We start from the raw sequence: 19,691 nt of genomic DNA, 5'->3' as shown, positions 1-19,691 counted from the left end.
TTATTTTTACCCGGCCGGAAGGAAATAAGAATCCCGCTGGTAGGGTTTACTGTACTGGCGGGGAAAGGTGAAATAATGGAACATAATCAATTAATTCATAAATTTCATATCAATGGTGTGTATGTGCTGCTGGATATCAACAGCGGGGCCGTGCATATCGTTGATGAAGCGGTGTATCATATTTTGGATGTGTTTACCGGCGACAACGATGAGGCGGTAATAGCTACCTATGCGCTCACTTATGGTGTCGAAGCGGTGCGGGAAATTCTGGACGAATTGCACGAGTTGATCGAACAGGGGCTGTTATTTTCCTCTGAGCTGGAGGTACCGCCAACCTTTAGCGAAAAACCGATTGTTAAATCGCTGTGCCTTCATGTGGCCCATGACTGCAACCTGCGCTGTACCTACTGCTTTGCCGGCACCGGCGATTTTGGCCACGGCCGCAGCCTGATGCCCAAGGAGATCGGCGAACGGGCGGTAGACTTTATCATTGAGCACAGCGGCCCGCGCCGTCACTGTGAAATCGACTTTTTTGGCGGTGAACCGCTGCTGAATATGGAAACGGTCAGACATGTGGTGGACTATGTCCGCCGCCGCGAACAAGAGACCGGCAAGATTTTCAAGCTTACACTGACTACGAACGGAGTACTCTTGCGGGATGAGATCATTCAGTACCTGAACGACAATAATATCAGCCTGGTGCTGAGTCTGGACGGCCGGCGTGAGGTACACGACAGGATGCGTCCTTTTGCCGGCGGCCGGGGAAGCTTTGAGCCGGTGCTTAATAATGTACGCCGGGCTATTGAATCCCGCAACGGGGAAAACTATTTTCTCCGGGGAACCTTTACGGCCAACAATCTGGACTTTGCCGCCGATGTGCTGGCTATGGCCGACATGGGCTTTGATCAGTTGTCGGTCGAACCGGTAGTTGGCAAGGATGTCGATTATGCGTTGACTGAGGAGCATCTGCCGGTGCTGTTTGAACAGTATGAACTGCTGGCGGAGGAATATATCCGCCGTATGCTGGACGGTAAGGGCTTTAACTTCTTTCACTTCAACATGGATATCCATCATGGGCCCTGTGTGGCCAAACGGCTCTCCGGCTGCGGCGCCGGCCACGAATACTTCGCGGTAACTCCCGACGGGGATTTGTACCCCTGTCATCAGTTTGTCGGCCGCGAGGATTATCTGCTGGGCAACGTATTTGACGGCGTGCAGAACAAGGAACTGCCGGACCAGTTCCGCCAGATGCATGTGCTGAACAAAGAGGCCTGCCGTAATTGCTGGGCCAGATTTTACTGCAGTGGCGGCTGTCATGCCAATGCGCAGTTGTTTCATGACCGGATTGACCAGCCTTATGAACTGGGCTGCGAGCTGCAGAAAAAACGGGTTGAGTGTGCGTTGATGATTCAGGCCAGGCTGGCTATGCTTAAACGATTTGACGTATAGCCTTTAGCGTATTACAATACAGGGTGTCACCACCTGGAGGGGGTGCTTTTAAACTACCGTTAGGAGACATTACGGATAGTTTGAAATTACTCCCTGGGTAAGTACTGATTAAATGAGCCTATCGGCTTGGCGGCAGATCTTTTTGTCCGGCAAGGAAGCAAAACTGCAGGAATAGTACTGCTATTTCAAGGTTTTGCTGACGCAGTCAGACGGAAAAAAATCCGTCAAGACGCGCAGGGTGAATTAATCAGCGGTTACCTAGGCAGGAGGGGCGGAATTTCCGCCCCTTTGTTGCGTGGCTGGAGGTCTAAGCCTAAAAAGGATCGGCAAATTTAATTTGCAGCTTCCAAGTTGGCGGAGCACTAGCAGAAATCGGCATTTTGGGCGGCAGGTAAAATACCTGGCGTTGTCGAAACAGAATAAGCAAGTAGACAGGTAAAGGGGGGAAGGATATGCACTTAGATTTTGGACTTAAACTGGAGCAGAGCCAGAAGTTAATTATGACGCCCCAATTAAGGCAAGCGATAGAGATTTTGCAGCTTTCCTCGCAGGATTTATCCACTATGGTTGAACAGGCCATCCTGGAAAACCCCATGTTAGAAACTGAGGCCCGTTCGCCGGCGGAACAGGAACTGGAGGACTATGGGCAGGCCGAGAAAAACACCGACACTGATACCACCTTGAGCGACTATTTCGACTGGGCGGAGTTTTTCAATGACGGTACTGACCCGGGTTACAACTCACCGGGAGCAAAGGAAAAACCGTCGCTCGAATTCTTTGTGGCTAATACCGTTTCGTTGCAGGAGCATTTGGAACTGCAGCTTCATCTGTCATTGCGCCGTCCGGAACTCTTAGCGGTGGGAAGATATTTGATCGGCTGCATTGACAGCAACGGCTATTTAAGCTGCACCATAAAAGAAGCCGCTCAGGCCACCGGCATGAAACCACCCATTGTGGAGCAGGTGCTGGCCCTAATCCAGAGTTTTGATCCCCCCGGCATCGGCGCCAGGGATTTGCGGGAGTGTCTGACTATTCAGCTGGAGCAGCGGAATATTAATTATAGTTTTCAAAATATTGCAACGCCGGTCGATAGCCACCTAATCCGCCGGATTATTGAAGACCATCTCGACGAGGTGGCAGCCGGCAAGTTTAAGCTGATTGCCGAAAAGACCGGCTCCATCGTGCAGGCGGTGCAGCAGGCCGTTGACGTCATCCGCTCGTTCGACCCCAAGCCGGGGCGGGCTTTTGGCGGTGCGCCGGCCAGCTATATTGTGCCTGATGTAACAGTGGAGAAGGTGAACGGTGAATATGTCATTTTGCTGAATGACGATCTGCCTCATCTGACCATCAGTCCGTATTATCGCCGGGCGGTGCGGGATGCCGACGATACGACCAAGAAGTTCGTTGAGAACCGGGTCAATGCGGCGGTATGGCTGATCAAGAGCATCGAGCAGCGCCGCAGTACGCTGCTGCATGTTATGGAAGCGATCATTCATTTTCAGCGGGACTTTTTTGATCAGGGTCCCCAGGCCTTAAAGACTTTAACGATGAAAAAGGTGGCCGATCGGGTGGAAGTCCATGAGTCCACCGTAAGCCGGGCTACGGCCAACAAATACGTGGATACGCCGTATGGGGTGTTTAGCCTCCGGTCCTTTTTTACCGCCGGTGTGCAAGGTTCGGACGGCGATGATGTGGCCTCGGCCAATGTGAAACGGGAAATCAAGGAACTGATTGGCAAGGAGGACGCGACGCGGCCGTTAAGTGACCAAGCTCTGGCCGATATATTGAAGGAGAAGGGGATTACCGTATCGCGCCGCACAGTGGCCAAATACCGGGAAGAAATGAATATTGCGGCTTCCAGCAAGCGCAAACGCTACTAAATGGCGTGATTGCCTGCCGGTGGTCGAAGAAAACATGGACTTATCCATATTAAGTGTCACGGCGAAGCTGGGTCAGCAAAACCTTGCAAGAGTGGGGTTATTCCTACAGTTTCGCTTACCAGGTAAAAAATTTTTATCATGCCGATGGGTTCAGTAAATCAGTGGCCCCTAAAGAAAAACCGGTGGTAACAGACGGTAGTCTGAGCGCCGGTTTTTGCCTGTCTATGGCGGTGGTTTCAAATTTTTTATAAAAATTTTAAAAACTTTTTATAACGATTTTATCTTATCCCGCTATAATCAGTTTGTAATACTGGGACATTTAGTAGAAAAAGCCGCGGCTTTGCCGGGCGGAAAGAAAAATCTTGACAAGGGCTGACAAATAGTGCTACATTAAAACAAACGTTTGTTTTAATGCTGTAAACTATAAGGAGTAGATTTGATGCGAAGCGAATGCAAATGTAAATTGATTGAAATAGCTACGCCGCTGTTTGCCACCAAGGGCTTTGCCGGGGTTTCCGTCCGGGATGTAACCGATGCGGCGGCAATGAACGTGTCGGCCGTTTCCTATCATTTTAACGGTAAGGGCGGCCTGTACCAGGCGGTGTTGGAGGAACAGTTTGTTCCCATCCGGCAGGCTCTTGATTTGGCGCAGAGTGAGGAACTGACTTCGCCGATCGAACGGCTCAGTTTTTATGCCGAGCAGGTCTTTCATATCCACGCTGCACGGCCGTTTTTGGTCCGGTTTATGATGGCTGAAGTGAATAATCCGACCGATTATGGCAGCGAGGTAATTGAAAAACATCTTTCCCAGGTGTATCAGTTTGTGCTGGCAACGCTGCAAGAGGGAATAGACGGTGGCAGTTTGCGGTCGGAGGTGGATATTACCTATGCCGCCATAGCGTTCGTGGGCATTTTGAATTTCTACTTTATTAGCAAACCCCTGGTCAGTAAGCTGACTCCCTTGCCGGCCGGGATCAACAGCGAGTATGTCAAACAAGCCTTGCAGATTTATCTGTACGGTATTGCTCACAACCGGCCGGAACCCGTGCCGGCTCTGTGAGTCGTTAATTTGATAGATAAAGGTGAAGTGTATATGAAAATAAGTGCTAAAATGGTAAAAATTTGTATTGTACTATTGATTTTGCTTGGCGGAGTAGGGACTTATTATTATCTGCAGCGTGGTGAAGTTTCCACCGACAACGCTACCATTGAGGGGCGAACGGTGGTGCTCAGCCCGAAGGTGCAGGGCTATGTAAAAGCGCTCTATATGACGGATAACCAATTGGTTAAAGCCGGTGATGTGTTACTGGAAATTGATCCCACCGACTATATCATTAAACGGGATCGCGCCAAGGCAGCATTAGCCGCAGCGCAGGCGGCAGCCAATGCGTCCCGCAGCCAGTTGGCGACGACGTCCGTATCGGCGCCTTCCTCCATCGAGGGGGCCCAGGCGCAGGTCGCCTCGGCACAAGCCGCCTGGGATAAAGCTTATAGCGATCGCGGGCGGATGGAGGCGCTGTTTAACAGTGGCGCCTGCTCGCGGCAGCAGCTTGACGCCGCCGTAGAAACGGAAAAGGCTGCCCGTTCGGCCCTGGACAAAGCTCAGGCCGATCTTCGTTCGGCCAGCACCGCTCCCAATGTGATTGACGCTGCTAAACAAACCAGTGAGCAGCTTCAGGCTCAGGTGAAACAGGCTGAAGTCGATTTGGCCCAGGCCGAAAGCGATCTGGCCAATACGAAGATTATCGCGCCCATTGACGGACGCATTACCAAACGCAGTGTGGAACTGGGTAACTATGTGCAGGCTGGACAACAGCTTTCCTCATTGGTTGGGACCGAGCTGTGGGTGGTGGCCAACTATAAGGAAACCCAGCTCGAACACATGGTGCCGGGCCAAAAGGTAGAAATCCGGATTGATGCTTTCCCCAATGTAAAGCTGACCGGGACAGTGGACAGCTTGCAGGCCGGAACAGGCGCTCATTTCTCCCTGTTCCCGGCAGAAAATGCCACAGGCAATTTTGTTAAAATCGTGCAGCGGGTTCCTGTGAAAATTACCTTTGACAATCCGCCGGACGAAGCGCTCCATCTGGGACCGGGCATGTCGGTCATCCCTACCGTGCACACGGAAGGCGCAGGCCCTGAGCATGGCTGATACGTCGGTAAAACAACACCATCCGCTGCTGGTGTCCATGGCGGTCAGTCTGGCGGCCTTCATGGAAGTTTTGGATACCACCATCGCCAATGTGGCCTTGTCGCAGATTGCGGGTTCCATTGGCGCCAGTTCGGATGAAAGTACTTGGGTACTCACTTCCTATCTGGTGGCCAACGGCATTGTTTTGCCCCTTTCCGGCTGGTTGTCTGATCTGATGGGGCGTAAGAACTTTTTTCTGGTCTGTATTCTGGGCTTTACCTTGACCTCGTTTTTGTGCGGTATCGCTTCGTCCTTGCCGATGCTGATTGTTTTTCGTCTGTTGCAAGGCCTGGCGGGGGGCGGCTTGCAGCCGACCCAGCAGGCGATCATTAAAGACAGCTTTCCGCCGGAGAAACTGGGTATGGCCTTTGCCATTACCGGAATTACCACCGTGCTGGCGCCCATTTTGGGACCGACGCTGGGCGGTTATATTACCGACAATTTTAACTGGCGCTGGATTTTCTTTATGAATGTGCCTGTCGGTCTGCTGGCGGTGTCTCTTGTTAAGATGCTGGTGGTCGATCCACCCAGCGCCCGCCGGAAAAAGACGGGGTCGATTGATTACATTGGCCTCAGTCTGGTTGCTTTGGGGCTGGGGGCTTTGCAGATCGTGCTGGACAAGGGACAACAGGAAGACTGGTTTGACAGTTCCTTCATCATCATTTTTGCCTGCATTACCGTTGTTGCCTTGGCTTTAGCCGTATTCTGGCTGCTGCAGCAGAAGAAACCGATTGTCGATTTAAGACTGTTTTCCCTTCGCAGCTTTTCCATGCCCTGTTTAATGATCTTTTTTGTCGGGTTTGCGCTTTATTCTTCATCGACCTTGCTGCCCATGCTGCTGCAGAGCAATTTTGGCTACAACGCCACTTTGTCCGGCATGGTTATTTCACCCAGCGGTATTGCCGTCCTGTGCATGATGCCTTTTGCCGGCCGGCTGGTGAACAAGATAAAGGCCCGCTATCTGGTTTCCTTCGGTATGCTGACAACGGCGGCCGGCTTGTGGGCCACCAGTTTGCTTACGCCGCAGACTGATTATACCACTTTCGTTGCCGTCCGTATTTTACAAATGGTCGGGCTGCCATTTCTCTTCGTGCCCGCCAGCACGCTGGCCTTTTCTGAGATTCCGCCGGAGAAGAGCAGTAATGCCTCGGCCATTGTCTCCCTGATGCGCAATCTGGGCGGCAGTATCGGCATTTCGCTGGTGACCAGCATGCTGGCCCACCGGCAGCAAATCGAGCAGTCCAATCTGGTGCAGCATTTGACCAGTGCCGATCCGGCCTATGTGCAGTCGTTGGCCTCTTATACCCAGACGGTCGAGAATCTTGGCGTGCCTGCTTCGCAGGCTTCCAGTTCGGCCATGGGGCAGATTTATCAGCAACTCCTGCATCAGGCCAGTATTCTGGCGTATCGTGACGTGTACCAAATCATTGTGGCTGTGTTGGTAGTGCTGGCCGTCATCGCGCTATTCATGCCGGACACTCAGTCGCGAAAAAAAGCGCCTGCCGTGGAAACACATTGACACGAGTCTGGCAAGACAATAATTGAATTATCTCAGAGAGCCGTTTTCCTCTATGGCAGGAAGACGGCTCTCTTTTGTTATCCCTGTTTTACGGGAATTTTATGTCAAAAGGCTTGACATAATGCGGTTTATTTGTGAGAATATAAGGGTGATTTTGATAATGATAATTATTATCATAAAAAGAAAATAGAATCGCCGGAAAGGTGGGGATAGGGTGCAAATCCGCAGTAAGCTTATGGTGGTCGTCTTTTTCTTTGGCTTCATGCCATTGGTCAGTTTGTTCTGGTTTGTCGGCCGGACTGGTCTGGAAGCTCATAACGGCTTCCAATATGCCATGACGATGACGTTAATCGGGACTATTCTTGTGGGCTTATTTACCCCGGGGCTGGTCAAACGATGGATTTTCGGCAGCAAACTGGAAAATATGCAGCAATTCTGCCAGGCAGTAAAGGAAGGACGGTACGATGTGCATCTGCCGGTGGGTAACTCCACCAATGACCAGCAGGATGAAAATGAGTGGCAGGTCTTGATGCGCCATATGAACTGGATGGCCCACTGCATCAAGGTCAATGCCGCCGATCTGCAGCAGGCCGTCGATCATTTGCGGGAATCGCAGCAGGAAATCCGTCAACAAAGGGACGAACTGAAACAGGCCCAGGTCAGACAACTGGCCGTGCAGGCCCAGCTTGAGCGAAAGACCCAGGATTTATCCGAGGTGGTCGGTAAAATCCGCAATCTGCTGGATAACGCCGGACAGGGCTTTTTGACCTTTGCCGGTGATTTGAAAGTGGCCGGCGAGTACAGCGCGGAATGCGTCATGCTGTTCAACCGGGAAATCGGCGGTGAGTTTGTGCCGGCCCTGTTTTATCCCGGCGACGAACAGCAGCAGAATTTTCTCAAAGCACTGTTTAATAAAATTTTTAAAGAAGAGGATACCTTTTTACGGGACAATTATATTTCCCTGCTGCCGGAGGAAATCCTGCTGGGCGATACATATATCAAGGCGGCCTATAAGCTGATTCAGTCGCCGCTGGAGCCCTATGGCCGGCAAATCCTGCTGATTCTGACCGATGTTACCGAGCAGCGCTGCATGGCGGAACAGATTGAGCAGGAACGGAATATCCTTTCCATGGTGGTTCATGCCGTAACCGGCTACCACGAGTTTTCCAAGGCGAGACAGGATTACGGCGCTTTTTGCCGGGAGGAGCTGCCGGCGATGCTGGCGTCCAGCCGGACGGCAGCAGAGCGGGTGGATATGATTTTCCGGGCGGTGCATACCTGGAAGGGAATTTTTGCTCAACTGGATATGCAGACACTGGCCGCCAGACTGCATGAGCTGGAGTCGCAGCTGGAAAAACTGCGCAACCTGTTGGAAGACGATCTGGCTGAGTTTGAACTTACCCGGCTCTTTACCCGTTATTCCCAACTGGTTTTGTACGGCTGGCTGGAAGACGAGATCAGGCTGCTGACCAATGTCTTGGGCGAGCGGTTTTTCCAGGAGGAGGACAAAATTATTATCGAGGCCGGCCGCTTAAAGCAACTGGAGGAAAGGGTGCTGCAAATCCTGCCGGCCGGCCAGGCCAAACGGCTGCTGTCGGAGCTGCGCCGCCTTCGCTATAAACCGTTTACCGATTTACTGCAAAGATATCCGGAATACACACTGTCGCTGGCGGAACGGTATGATAAGCTGCTGCGACCGGTGATTATTCAGGGGCAGCCGGTTTGGCTCGACCCGGACCGTTATTACGATTTTGCCAAGACGCTGATTCACGTATTTCGCAATGCCGTTGCCCACGGTCTGGAAACACCGGAGGAACGTTTGGCGATGGGCAAGGAGGAGTGGGGGCGGATTAGCTGCAGCATCAGAGAGGAGGACGGCCGTCTGGTGGTTGCCATTAGCGATGATGGCCGGGGGATGGATGAGCTGGCCATTAAGGAAGTCGCCATTCAAAAAGGCGTGGCCAGGCCGGAGCAGCTACAGGGTCTATCCCGGGAGGAAACGCTGCGGTTGGTGCTGGCCGACCGGTTTTCCAGCGCGGCGACCGTGGATGAGTTGGCCGGACGTGGGGTAGGGCTGTCCGCCGTATTGGAAGAGGTCAATCGCCTGGGCGGGCAGATTCATATTGTCAGCGAAGAGAAAAAAGGTACGACCTTCACGTTTGTCCTGCCATTGGAACCGTTGGAACCGCCGGAAGGCTTTGACGTAGCGTTTTTTGCCGAACAACTGCAGCACCAGACCGGCAGGTACTTGTCTGAGGAATACCGGATACAGGTGGAAGCAGTACAGGAGTTGGCCGCGGAGTGCAATATGATTCCCATGCAGGAGCTCAGCTCGTTTATCGACTTTCAGGGCGCCTGGCCTGGTCGGGTGATGTTTAGCAGCAGCGCCGGTTTTGCCCGGCAACTGGCCGGCGATTTTTTGCCTGACGGCATGGCTGCCGAAGAGCAGCAGATGCTGGTGGAAAGCGTATTTTCCGAAGTCTGCAATACGATTGCCGGCAATACGCTGCAGCTTTTGCCCGGCGGTCAGGTGCCGCTCAGTATGGGAACTCCTGTTACCATCTGGGCGGAGGGTGCTTCGGCCAAGTATGCCGCTGCGGCCGTTCGTCTGTGGCAAATACGGACAGACGCGGGACCGATTGCATTGAGTTTAATATCCTTAGCCAAGGAGAGGGAGGACGCATATGGCGCAAGTACTGGTGGTAGATGACGCATTGATCATGCGTAGAACGATTGGTGGCATGTTAGAAAAAAACGGGCATACCGTAGCGGCGGAAGCCGGTAATGGTGTACAGGCTGTGGAAGCCTACCGGCAGCATCGGCCGGATTTGGTAACTATGGATATTACCATGCCCGGGATGGACGGCATTGAAGCGCTAAAGCAGATTGTCGCCCTGGACCCGGCAGCGCGGGTGATGATTGTCAGTGCGCTGGGACAGCAGCACAAGGTGTTTGACGCCTTGCAATACGGGGCTAAAAGCTACATTCTTAAACCCTTTAAAGAAGAACGGCTGATTAGTGTAATCAATGATATTTTGGAAAACCGGACTTGCGGTGATTTTGTTTCCGAACGCCTGGGCAACCGGATGGCTGAGCCGGAGGACAAGCTGCCGCCCGGCGTGGATCTAGCGGCGATTTCCCTGCCCCATACAGCTGCCTTTGCCTCGGAAGAGGCCGGCGAGAGCTTGAAAGTCACGGTAGTCCGGCAGTTTATGCAGCGGGATTTTGCCGAGTTGTCCCGGTTGATGGCGGAGCGGGCCGCCAGCGGCGTCGGGCAGTTCAGCCTCGATCTTACAAAGTGCCAGGCCGTTAATGACGGCGTGGCGCCGGGTTTTGCCGACCTGCTGGAAAAGCTTGTGCTGGCAGGTCGGCAAGTGCAGGTCAGTTGCCACACTCAGGACTATTTGCGTTTTTTCCGGAATGTGCCTGCTCTGGGACCGGTTGAGTTTACCTTGCTGAAAAAGTGAGAATAATAAAAAACAACAGGGGATGCGTAGACGATGGACGTTTATGTATACCCTGTTGTTTTTGTATATCTGCATAAAAACTTGTATTTTCGCTTAGTATTTGGTATATAGTAACAGAAAAGCAAAATAGCCGGTTCTATCGCCGCAATGGGGATATGGCCGGTGGGGGAGGCGGGTTGGTGTGATTACAGATGGTGAAATCGCCTTACGGCTGCTGGTGGCCGGCATCTTGGGAGGAATTATCGGCTATGAACGGCAGGCCAAGCATAAGGCGGCCGGGCTTAGAACACACACGCTGGTTAGTATCGGGTCCTGCCTGATTATGATCCTGTCCATCAGTCTTTACGAAATGGTCCAGGGAAAAACCAATGCCGATCCGGCCCGGCTGGCGGCCCAGGTAGTGAGCGGCATCGGTTTTCTGGGAGCCGGCAGTATTATGAAAGAGGGACTTACCGTCAAAGGATTAACCACGGCGGCCAGTTTATGGGTTGTTTCCGGCGTGGGACTGGCGGCGGGAGGCGGTTTTTATGTCAGCGCATTGATGACTACCGTATTGGTGTTCAGTATTTTGGTTATTTTGACCCGCATGGAGGCAAGACTATACAGTAAGCAGTTTATCAACATAGTTGTCACCAGCGAGGACCGGCCGGAGCAGATCGGTGCTATCGGGGCCTGTCTTGGCTGCCATGGGGTCAGCATCCGTGACATAAAGATCGAAGAAAACAATCATCATCTGCTGTTTCATCTGTTGCTGCAATTGCCGGATAAACACAATATGAACTGTATACTGGCTAATTTGGCGGCGATACCCGGTGTAAAATCGGTGGCCTGCGATTCGGCGGGAATGGTGCGGGAGCATGAACTACAGTAAAATTTTTGTAAAATGTATTGACAAATGACACATGTCCTGGGATAATGTATTCAATGTTACAAACTTGCCTAACAGGTAGGCAGGTTTGGCGAAAAGTGATGACTGGGATAAATCAACAAAGCTTGCTGCAGAGAGCCGGTGGCTGCTGTGAACCGGTGCAACCTGTTGAGATAGCTCACCCACGAACTCCTTTATTGAGGCCGCATTGCGGTTAGATAAAGGCGCCTGCCGGGCGTTGACCGGAAGTTGGCTTGTAAGAGCCGGCGTTTGAGTACAGTGTAGGGTGGTACCGCGGTTTAGCCGCCCCTATTGACGAAAGTCAATAGGGGCGGTTTTTTAATTGGAAAAGGAGGGATACGGTGAGGCAGGTGTTATCCATTCTGGTGCAGAATCAGCCCGGCGTGCTGGTCAGGGTTGCCGGCATGTTTTCCCGGCGGGGGTTCAATATTGACAGCCTCACGGTCGGTGTAACCCAGGACCCGGAGTACTCACGCATTACGGCGGCCGTTTGCGGCGATCAGTCCGTAGTGGACCAGGTGACCAAGCAACTGGAAAAGCTGGTGGAAGTGGTGGCTGTGCAAAGTCTGTCACAGACTTCTTCTGTCACCAGGGGAATGGCCTTATTAAAGGTCCGGGCCGGCGACAAGCGTACCGAGGTACTGAAGCTTGCCGAGGTATTCCGGGCTAATGTGGTGGATGTGCAGGAAACGACCCTGACCCTGGAGATTACCGGCGATGAGGATAAAATCAATGCACTGGCGGATCTTCTTGTGCCATACGGATTGTTGGAAATGATCCGTACCGGTCTTATCGGTTTGGCACGGGGTGAAAATACAATATATCAATACGAGGAGAGATATACTCATGACGAAAATGTACTATGATCAAGATGCAAACTGGGAAATGATTCAACATAAGACGGTAGCGGTTATCGGTTACGGCAGTCAGGGCCATGCCCATGCGCTTAACCTGAAAGACAGCGGCGTCAATGTGGTCATTGGTCTATATAAAGGCAGCAAATCCTGGACCAAGGCCGAACAGGAGGGACTGAAAGTGGCGCCGGTTGCCGAAGCCGTGGCTTCCGCCGATATCACTATGATTCTGATTCCCGATGAACGGCAGGCTCAGGTATACCGCACCGAAATCGCCCCCAACCTGAAGGAAGGTTCGGCTCTGGTATTTGCCCATGGCTTTAACATTCATTTCAACCAAATCGTGCCTCCCGCTAATGTGGACGTGTTTATGGTAGCACCGAAAGGCCCCGGCCATTTAGTACGCCGCGTATATCAGGAAGGCAAAGGCGTGCCCTGTCTGATGGCTGTGCATCAGGATTATACCGGTAATGCCCAGGAAACCGCGTTGGCCTATGCCCGTGGTATTGGCGGTACCCGCGCCGGTGTTCTGGTTACCACGTTTAAGGAAGAAACCGAAACCGACCTGTTTGGTGAACAGGCCGTACTGTGCGGCGGCGCCAGCGAATTGGTGAAGGCTGGTTTTGAAACGCTGGTGGAAGCCGGTTATCAGCCGGAAATTGCCTATTTTGAGTGTCTCCATGAACTGAAGCTGATTGTTGACCTGATGTATGAAGGCGGCTTGGCGGCTATGCGCTACTCAATCAGCGACACAGCCGAGTATGGTGATTACATGATCGGTAAACGCATTGTAACTCAGGAAACCCGGGCGGAGATGAAAAAAGTTCTGTCCGAAATTCAAACCGGCGTATTTGCCAAGAATTGGATTTTGGAGAATCAGGCAAACCGGCCGGAATTCTCGGCCACTCGGCGCAAAGAAGCGGAACAGCAAATTGAAGTGGTTGGTAAAAAACTACGGTCCATGATGTCCTGGCTGAAAAAGTAAGATTAGGGAACCGCTGATTTAATGAGCCTGCCAGCCTGGCGAGAGATTTTTTCGGCTGACAAGGAACTAAACCGCAGGAATAGCGGTCACTATTTCAAGGTTTTGCTGACGCAGTCAGGCGGAAAAAGATCCGCCAGGATGCGCGGTGTGAATAAATCAGTGGTTCCCTAGTACGGATAGGACGGTATAGCGCCATGACGGTATGAATGCTGCGAAGCTTTGCTGACTTTTCGTTCATATCGTCTGGCGCTTTCCATTTTTGAATATATTAACGAAGAGAGGGATGCAGATGGATATACCCGTGATAAAAATATTTGATACCACGTTGCGTGATGGGGAACAGACGCCGGGTGTCTGCCTGGAAGTGGATGAAAAGTTGGAGATTGCTCAGGCTCTCGCCAAACTGCGGGTGGATGTTATTGAAGCGGGCTTTCCTATCGCTTCCCCCGGTGATTTTGCCGCAGTCAGTCAGGTTGCCGCCAAAATAAAAGGCGGACCGACGATTGCCGGACTGGCCCGGGCCGGGCAGAAAGACATTGATGCCGCGGTGAACGCACTGAAGCAGGCTGAACGGCCCCGGATTCATACCTTTATTGCCACCAGCGACATTCACATGGAGTATAAATTAAAGATGAGCCGGGAACAGGTATTGGCCAGAGCCGAAGAGGCTGTACGCTATGCCCGGAAGTTTGTGGAGGATGTTGAGTTTTCGGCAGAAGACGCTTCCCGTTCCGATTGGGACTTTTTGTGCCAAATTTATACGGCGGTCATCGACGCCGGCGCCAGCACCATCAATGTTCCCGATACAGTGGGCTACACTTCGCCCAGCGAATTCGGCGCGCTCATAAAATACATCCGCGACCATGTCCCCAATATTCACCGGGCAGCCATCAGTGTTCACTGTCATGATGATTTAGGCATGTCAGTAGCCAATTCACTGGCGGCCATCGAAAATGGCGCTACCCAGGTGGAATGTGCCATGAACGGACTGGGCGAACGGGCCGGCAATGCCTCGCTGGAGGAAATTGTGATGGCCCTGCACACCCGCAAGGAATTTTACAAGGCCGAGACGCGGATCGACACAACGCAGATTTACCGCACCTCACGGTTGGTCAGCACCCTGGCGGGTATTTCCGTGCCGCCCAATAAGGCGGTTGTCGGCGAAAACGCTTTTGCCCATGAATCGGGGATTCATCAGCATGGCGTGCTCAACAATTCGCTTACTTATGAAATCATGCGACCTGAAACGGTCGGTATCAGCCGTAACGCCATTGTGCTGGGCAAGCATTCGGGCCGTCACGCCTTTGAGGACCGGTTGAAAGAATTGGGCTTTGAACTGGACAGTGATACCGTCAATATGCTGTTCGTCCGTTTCAAAGAGCTGGCCGACCGCAAAAAGATGGTGTTTGACCGTGATATTGAAGCGCTGGTCAATGAAAAAGTGAGCTTAAAACCCGAATGGTACCGCCTGTCTTATCACCATGTGGTCAGCGGCAATCAGATGCTGGCTACGGCAACGGTGCGGCTGGAAACCAGCAATGGTGTGGTCGAACACGCCAGTTGCGGTGATGGACCGGTCGATGCGACGTTTAAAGCTATCGAGGCAGCCGTAGGTTTTAAGGTAAGCCTGCAGGACTATACTATTAAAGCCGTTACTTCCGGCGAAGATGCCCTGGGCGAAGCTATTGTCTGGGTGGAATGCGATGGCCGTTCATTCAGCGGCCGGGGTTTAAGCACGGATGTCATTGAGGCCAGCGCCAAGGCTTATGTCGGTGCCATCAACAAAATGCTGGCTGTTTGCGGTGTGCCGGAGACAAGTAACGAAACCGGTATACGGTAGTCACTGACAGCAAACGAGACAAAAACAACGCAACGCCGCGTTTGGTCTGACCGGACAGCTATCCGGCTAGAAATAAGAACGACAACAGCTTGCCGATGGCGCCGTAAGGGCCGGATGCAAGTTGAAAAAGAGGCGGTTGGAAAACCGTCTCTTGCTGTAAACGGGCAAGGGGGGATTGGCATGAAAATATCCGGTGCAGAGGCAGTTATTAGATGCTTATTGGAACAAGGGGTGGATACGGTATTCGGTTATCCGGGAGGAACGGTGCTCCCGCTGTATGACGCTCTCTGCGATACTCCTGCCCTGAAACATGTGCTTACCGTTCATGAACAGGGAGCCGCCCATGCTGCCGACGGGTATGCACGGGCCAGCGGCCGGGTGGGTGTATGTATTGCCACCTCCGGGCCGGGGGCGACCAATTTGATTACCGGTCTGGCCGCAGCCTATATGGACTCGATTCCGGTAGTAGCCATCACCGGTCAGGTGGCGACCGGCGTGATCGGCCAGGATGCCTTTCAGGAAATTGATATTGTTGGTATGACCATGGCGATAACCAAGCATAATTTTCAGGTCAAAGACGTGCAGAAGCTGCCGGAGATCATCCGGTACGCTTTCCATATCGCCCGCGGCGGCCGGCCGGGTCCCGTGCTGGTTGATATTCCCCGCGACATCCAGAGCGCCAAACTGGATTTTTACGAAGCCCCGCCGTCCCCTGGCCGTGAGTGGCAGGTTCCCGGCGGGATGGAAAGAGAGTTCCGGGAAGCCGGTGACATCATTCAGGAGGCCCGGCGGCCGGTTATTATTGTCGGCGGCGGCGTCATCCAGGCAGAAGCGGGCGCCGAAGTGCTGGCACTGGCGGAAAAGTGTCGGTTGCCGGTGGTAAGCACCTTAATGGGCTTGGGTGCTTTTCCGGCTTCCCATCCACGCTTTTTGGGGCTGACCGGGCTCCATGGCCATAAGGCGGCCAATAGTACCATCCATTATGCCGATACCATTCTGGCTGTCGGCTGTCGTTTCAGCGACCGGGTGACCGGTGATCGCCGGCGGTACGGTGAGCAGAAAAGCGTAATTCACATTGACGTGGATCCGGCGGAAATTGATAAAAATGTCATGACCCATATCGGCCTGCCAGGCGATCTGAAAAAAATACTAAGCTGTATTACCGAGTATGCCCAGCCGGGACCGGTGGATAAATGGCTCAATACCATCCGGTCCTGGCAGGAGGAATTTGCTCCCGTGTATTCCGAAGCCAGTCTGAATGCGCCCTGGATTATGCAGCATATGGCGGAAGAAACGGCCGGTCAGGAATTTGTCTTTGCCACCGATGTAGGACAGCATCAGATGTGGGCGGCGCAGCACCTGAAACTGGAAAAGCCGCGGACCTGGCTGACCTCGGGCGGACTGGGTGCTATGGGCTACGGTTTGCCTGCCGCCATGGGGGCCCAGTTTGCTGCTCCCGGCAAGCGGGTTATCCATATTGCCGGCGACGGTGGAATGAAGATGACCGGCAATGAACTGTATACTATTGCCGCCCACTGTTTGCCGATTATTTCCGTCATTATCAATAATAGCGGGCTGGGAATGATCCGTCAGATGCAGCATGCGCTGTATAATAAGCGGTATTCTGCCTGCTGTTTGCCGCCCACAGTCGATTTTACGCTGTATGCCAAAAGCTTTGGCGTCGACAGTGTGGCGGTCAATACGGCGCAGGAATTTAAAGGAGCCTTTGCCCAGGCGCTGGCTTCCCAGCGGCCCCATGTCATCGTGGCTAATGTAGCAAAGACAGATTTCGTCACCCCCATGGCCATGCCGGGTTCAACGTTGAATAATTATATTGAGTTAGAATAAGAGTTTACTAAATTTGCTAGGGAAATAAATGAGGAACTGTCATGATAGGAAATGGTGGGAGGATCTTTCGTTTCCCCGTTCGGCCTTTTCCGGAAACATACGTTCCGTAGGATGAAAAACTGCCAGCTTCCGTTAAGAAATCCGTTTGTTTGAGCGAAGCGAGTTTACGGATTTTAGGAAGATGGCAATTTTTCAAGTATGTTGGAGGACAGGCCTAGCCCTTTTGCTCCTTTTGGGGCAATGCCAAAAGGAGGTCAGGTTATTGCCGCTAGACATACAAAAAATGAGATATGTGGCAGACTCTCTTTCAAAAGCCTGGGATACATGGAATAAAAACAACAAAGGCCTCGCCGGTTAGGCGAAGCCTTTGTTGTTTTTATTGAATCATTAGGAAAACTTTTGCAATTGGCGGGCGTCTTCGGCTGTTTGGCATACCTCTTCCAGCGATACACCCAGCGAGGCCTGAATGGCGGCGGTGATTGACCCTTCCACGAGCGGGGCGTTGGCAATTTTAACCCGCGCCTTAATCTCTTCGGGAATGAGTTCCAGGGCTGTTTCTGCCGATAAGACGGCGCTGCCCAGGTCAACGGTAATCAAAACGCCGCTGCCATCGTCGGCAGCTTCAATGGCGGCAGCGATTTTTACAGCATCGGTGCCGATGCCATCGTCGGCCGTACCGCCGGCGGCGATGATTTTTTGCTCGGGATTAGCCATCTGATAGGCCATTTCACAAGTTCCCGCCGCAATTTTACTGCTATGTGACACGATTACTAACCCTACCAAATTATTTTACCTCCTGCCGGTTTACAAAGTCGGACAGTGTTTCCAGGAGCAGGCAGAGGGAGGTGGCTCCCGGATCCTGATGTCCCAGGCTGCGTTCGCCAAGATAGCTGGCCCGTCCTTTAGTGGCAATGATGGTTTTGGTGTACTCCACGCCCTGGCGGGCGGCCTCGCAAGCCATTTCCAGGCAAACAGGCAGAGTTTTCCCTTCGGTCAGGCCTCTGTCGTAGGCCACGCAGGCCGGCTCCAGCGCATCGACCATTGTCTTTTCGCCGGTTGTGGCCTTGCCGCGGTCCTTGATTCCCTGCAGTGCCCCGGCTAATATATTGCCGAGGAGAGCAGCGGCGGGCAGGCCGGCGCTTTTGGATGCCTGATCGGCCGCCCGTAAAAAGGCTGTGCCGTACAGCGGGCCGGATGCGCCGCCTACGGTGGAAATTAGCGTCATTCCTACCGTTTTTAAGATAGCCGGCAGTTCGGCTTCCGGTGGCAAAGTCCGGACTTTGGTTGCTACCGCTTCAAAGCCGCGGGCCATATTGATGCCGTGATCGCCGTCGCCGATGGCGGCGTCCAGCGAGGTCAGCCATTCCTTTTGCGCAAGTATTTTTTCTTTTGCTGCGTCGATGAGCGTTAGCATAGCAGTATTCATGTACCTTGGGCCTCCTTTAGATTTGAACAAGAGCGGGGGTGTCGGCCGTAGCCAGCAGCAGCTCTTTTAATTCGCTATCCAGTTTGAGCAGGGAAATCGAAAAGCCGGCCATTTCCAGGGATGTCATATAATTGCCGACATAGGTTTTGACGGCTTTAATGCCCTGGTCTTTGAGAATTTCGGATACTTTTTTGTTTACGATGTATAATTCCATGGCCGGTGTGCCGCCTAGCCCGTTGATGAGTACGGCAACTTCCTCACCGTCTTTGACAGGCATGTCCTGCAGAATTTTATCTACCAAATAGGTAGCAGTTTCATCAGCCGTACGAAGCGTTTCGCGGTGTGTGCCCGGTTCGCCGTGAATGCCCATGCCTACTTCGACTTCGTTGTCGGCCAGGGTAAAGCTCGGTTTTCCCGCAGCCGGAACGGTGCAGCTTGACAAGGCAATGCCAAAGGAGCGCACATTGGCGATGGCTTTTTCGGCAATCCGTTTTACTTCGGCCAGATCGGCGCCTGTTTCGGCTTTGGCACCGGTCAGTTTGTGAACCAAAATCGTGCCGGCAATGCCGCGACGGCCAATCGTCCAGGTGCTATTTTCCACAGCGACATCATCATTTACGATGACTTTTTCCACCTGAATGCCGTCAGCCTGAGCCATTTCGGCGGCCATTTCGAAGTTCATGACGTCGCCGGTATAGTTCTTGATGATTAGGAGAACACCCTTGCCGGTATCGACGGCTTTGACGGCTTCATATACCTGGTCAGGAGTGGGAGAAGTGAATACGGCACCGGCAACAGCGCCGTCCAGCATCCCTTTGCCAACAAACCCGCCATGGGCCGGCTCATGACCGCTGCCGCCGCCGCTTACCAAAGCGACCTTATTCTCCGGTTTTACCGCGCGGACCAATACACTGGTTCCTTCCACTTGCTTGACATATTGCGGATGAGCGGCTGTGATACCTTGCAGCATGTCCTGTACTACTTCTTCCGGAACATTAATGATTTTTTTCATGCGAACGGCCTCCTCGTACTTTGTGTTATGCTCTAATTAAAGTGCCGGCGTACCGGCACCAAACCAGACAAAAATAAATTGCAGGGGAAAACCTTCGGCAGCCAGTCCTAGGGAACCGCTGATTTAATGAGTCTGCCGGCCTGGCGAGAGATTCTTTCGCCTGGCAAGGAAGTAAAAACGCAGGAATAGCGGTCTCTATTTCAAGGTTTTGCTGACGCAGCCAGCCGGATCTGTCAGGATGGCTGCGTGAATAAATCAGTGGTTCCCCGGTATGATCCAGCTTAGACTACAAAATCCAAGCTCCTCCTACTAACGGGCTATATGCCGGACT

14 protein-coding genes and 1 pseudogene are annotated in these 19,691 nt (G+C 52.7%); 12 read left to right on the top strand and 3 right to left on the bottom strand.

Going from position 1 to position 19,691, the window contains the following annotated elements; all coding sequences use genetic code 11:
* The first annotated feature begins 75 nt into the window (after window positions 1–75).
* The 12 genes and pseudogenes from scfB to ilvB all read left to right on the top strand — a co-directional run bounded on the left by scfB (window position 76) and on the right by ilvB (window position 16,922).
* Window positions 76–1,449, top strand: coding sequence for a thioether cross-link-forming SCIFF peptide maturase (scfB, locus tag BMW43_RS04800; protein WP_091744337.1), 1,374 nt, complete (start codon window positions 76–78; stop codon window positions 1,447–1,449).
* A 452-nt stretch (window positions 1,450–1,901) separates the two neighbouring features.
* On the top strand, window positions 1,902–3,329 hold the full coding sequence (gene rpoN, locus BMW43_RS04790; protein ID WP_091744333.1) for an RNA polymerase factor sigma-54: 1,428 nt from the start codon (window positions 1,902–1,904) through the stop codon (window positions 3,327–3,329).
* 439 nt (window positions 3,330–3,768) lie between these two features.
* Window positions 3,769–4,389, top strand: a complete 621-nt coding sequence (locus BMW43_RS04785) for a TetR/AcrR family transcriptional regulator (protein WP_091744331.1) — start codon at window positions 3,769–3,771, stop codon at window positions 4,387–4,389.
* A gap of 33 nt (window positions 4,390–4,422) precedes the next feature.
* A complete protein-coding gene (locus tag BMW43_RS04780) occupies window positions 4,423–5,481 on the top strand; it encodes an HlyD family secretion protein (RefSeq protein WP_091744329.1) in 1,059 nt (352 codons plus the stop codon).
* A complete protein-coding gene (locus tag BMW43_RS04775) occupies window positions 5,474–7,039 on the top strand; it encodes a DHA2 family efflux MFS transporter permease subunit (protein WP_091744327.1) in 1,566 nt (521 codons plus the stop codon). The genes BMW43_RS04780 and BMW43_RS04775 overlap by 8 nt, the downstream gene beginning before the upstream one ends.
* Before the next feature lie 214 nt (window positions 7,040–7,253).
* Entirely contained in the window at window positions 7,254–9,749 is a 2,496-nt protein-coding gene (locus tag BMW43_RS04770) for an ATP-binding protein (RefSeq protein WP_091744325.1), read from the top strand.
* Window positions 9,724–10,065 (top strand): annotated as a pseudogene (locus tag BMW43_RS22000) (response regulator); the annotation flags it as partial. The gene BMW43_RS04770 and the pseudogene BMW43_RS22000, both read left to right, overlap by 26 nt.
* A gap of 625 nt (window positions 10,066–10,690) precedes the next feature.
* A complete protein-coding gene (locus BMW43_RS04760; protein WP_091744652.1) occupies window positions 10,691–11,377 on the top strand; it encodes an MgtC/SapB family protein in 687 nt (228 codons plus the stop codon).
* A 359-nt stretch (window positions 11,378–11,736) separates the two neighbouring features.
* The gene (gene ilvN / locus BMW43_RS04755; protein WP_091744321.1) at window positions 11,737–12,261 is read left to right on the top strand and encodes an acetolactate synthase small subunit; all 525 of its coding nucleotides are present in this window, start codon (window positions 11,737–11,739) and stop codon (window positions 12,259–12,261) included.
* Window positions 12,242–13,234: a ketol-acid reductoisomerase gene (ilvC, locus tag BMW43_RS04750; RefSeq protein WP_091744319.1), complete on the top strand. Its 993-nt coding sequence runs from the start codon at window positions 12,242–12,244 to the stop codon at window positions 13,232–13,234. The genes ilvN and ilvC overlap by 20 nt, the downstream gene beginning before the upstream one ends.
* Before the next feature lie 289 nt (window positions 13,235–13,523).
* The gene (locus tag BMW43_RS04745) at window positions 13,524–15,074 is read left to right on the top strand and encodes a 2-isopropylmalate synthase (RefSeq protein WP_091744317.1); all 1,551 of its coding nucleotides are present in this window, start codon (window positions 13,524–13,526) and stop codon (window positions 15,072–15,074) included.
* Window positions 15,075–15,254: 180 nt separating this feature from the next.
* Window positions 15,255–16,922 (top strand): biosynthetic-type acetolactate synthase large subunit, encoded by a 1,668-nt coding sequence (gene ilvB / locus BMW43_RS04740; protein ID WP_245732226.1) that lies wholly within the window; start codon window positions 15,255–15,257, stop codon window positions 16,920–16,922.
* 387 nt (window positions 16,923–17,309) lie between these two features.
* Here the strand turns inward: ilvB and dhaM are convergent, their stop codons facing one another.
* From dhaM to dhaK, 3 genes are read right to left on the bottom strand one after another with little or no spacing between them, the layout of a single operon-like run.
* Window positions 17,310–17,705 (bottom strand): dihydroxyacetone kinase phosphoryl donor subunit DhaM, encoded by a 396-nt coding sequence (dhaM, locus tag BMW43_RS04735; RefSeq protein ID WP_091744314.1) that lies wholly within the window; start codon window positions 17,703–17,705, stop codon window positions 17,310–17,312.
* A gap of 1 nt (window position 17,706) precedes the next feature.
* Window positions 17,707–18,348 carry a dihydroxyacetone kinase subunit DhaL gene (gene dhaL, locus BMW43_RS04730; RefSeq protein WP_091744312.1) on the bottom strand — a complete coding sequence of 214 codons (642 nt, stop codon included), beginning with the start codon at window positions 18,346–18,348 and terminating at the stop codon, window positions 17,707–17,709.
* Window positions 18,349–18,364: 16 nt separating this feature from the next.
* Entirely contained in the window at window positions 18,365–19,360 is a 996-nt protein-coding gene (gene dhaK / locus BMW43_RS04725) for a dihydroxyacetone kinase subunit DhaK (RefSeq protein ID WP_091744310.1), read from the bottom strand.
* Window positions 19,361–19,691: the final 331 nt, after the last annotated feature.

Origin of the sequence: Propionispora vibrioides (assembly GCF_900110485.1) — a bacterium.
GTDB lineage: Bacteria > Bacillota > Negativicutes > Propionisporales > Propionisporaceae > Propionispora > Propionispora vibrioides.
This window is presented reverse-complemented; position numbering and strand designations above follow the sequence as displayed.

Coding starts and splice junctions, on each gene's coding strand:
- scfB (WP_091744337.1), top strand. CDS start 76: ATGGAACATAATCAATTAATTCATAAATTTCATATCAATGGTGTGTAT.
- rpoN (WP_091744333.1), top strand. CDS start 1,902: ATGCACTTAGATTTTGGACTTAAACTGGAGCAGAGCCAGAAGTTAATT.
- BMW43_RS04785 (WP_091744331.1), top strand. CDS start 3,769: ATGCGAAGCGAATGCAAATGTAAATTGATTGAAATAGCTACGCCGCTG.
- BMW43_RS04780 (WP_091744329.1), top strand. CDS start 4,423: ATGAAAATAAGTGCTAAAATGGTAAAAATTTGTATTGTACTATTGATT.
- BMW43_RS04775 (WP_091744327.1), top strand. CDS start 5,474: ATGGCTGATACGTCGGTAAAACAACACCATCCGCTGCTGGTGTCCATG.
- ilvC (WP_091744319.1), top strand. CDS start 12,242: ATGACGAAAATGTACTATGATCAAGATGCAAACTGGGAAATGATTCAA.
- BMW43_RS04745 (WP_091744317.1), top strand. CDS start 13,524: ATGGATATACCCGTGATAAAAATATTTGATACCACGTTGCGTGATGGG.
- ilvB (WP_245732226.1), top strand. CDS start 15,255: ATGAAAATATCCGGTGCAGAGGCAGTTATTAGATGCTTATTGGAACAA.
- dhaL (WP_091744312.1), bottom strand. CDS start 18,348: ATGAATACTGCTATGCTAACGCTCATCGACGCAGCAAAAGAAAAAATA.
- dhaK (WP_091744310.1), bottom strand. CDS start 19,360: ATGAAAAAAATCATTAATGTTCCGGAAGAAGTAGTACAGGACATGCTG.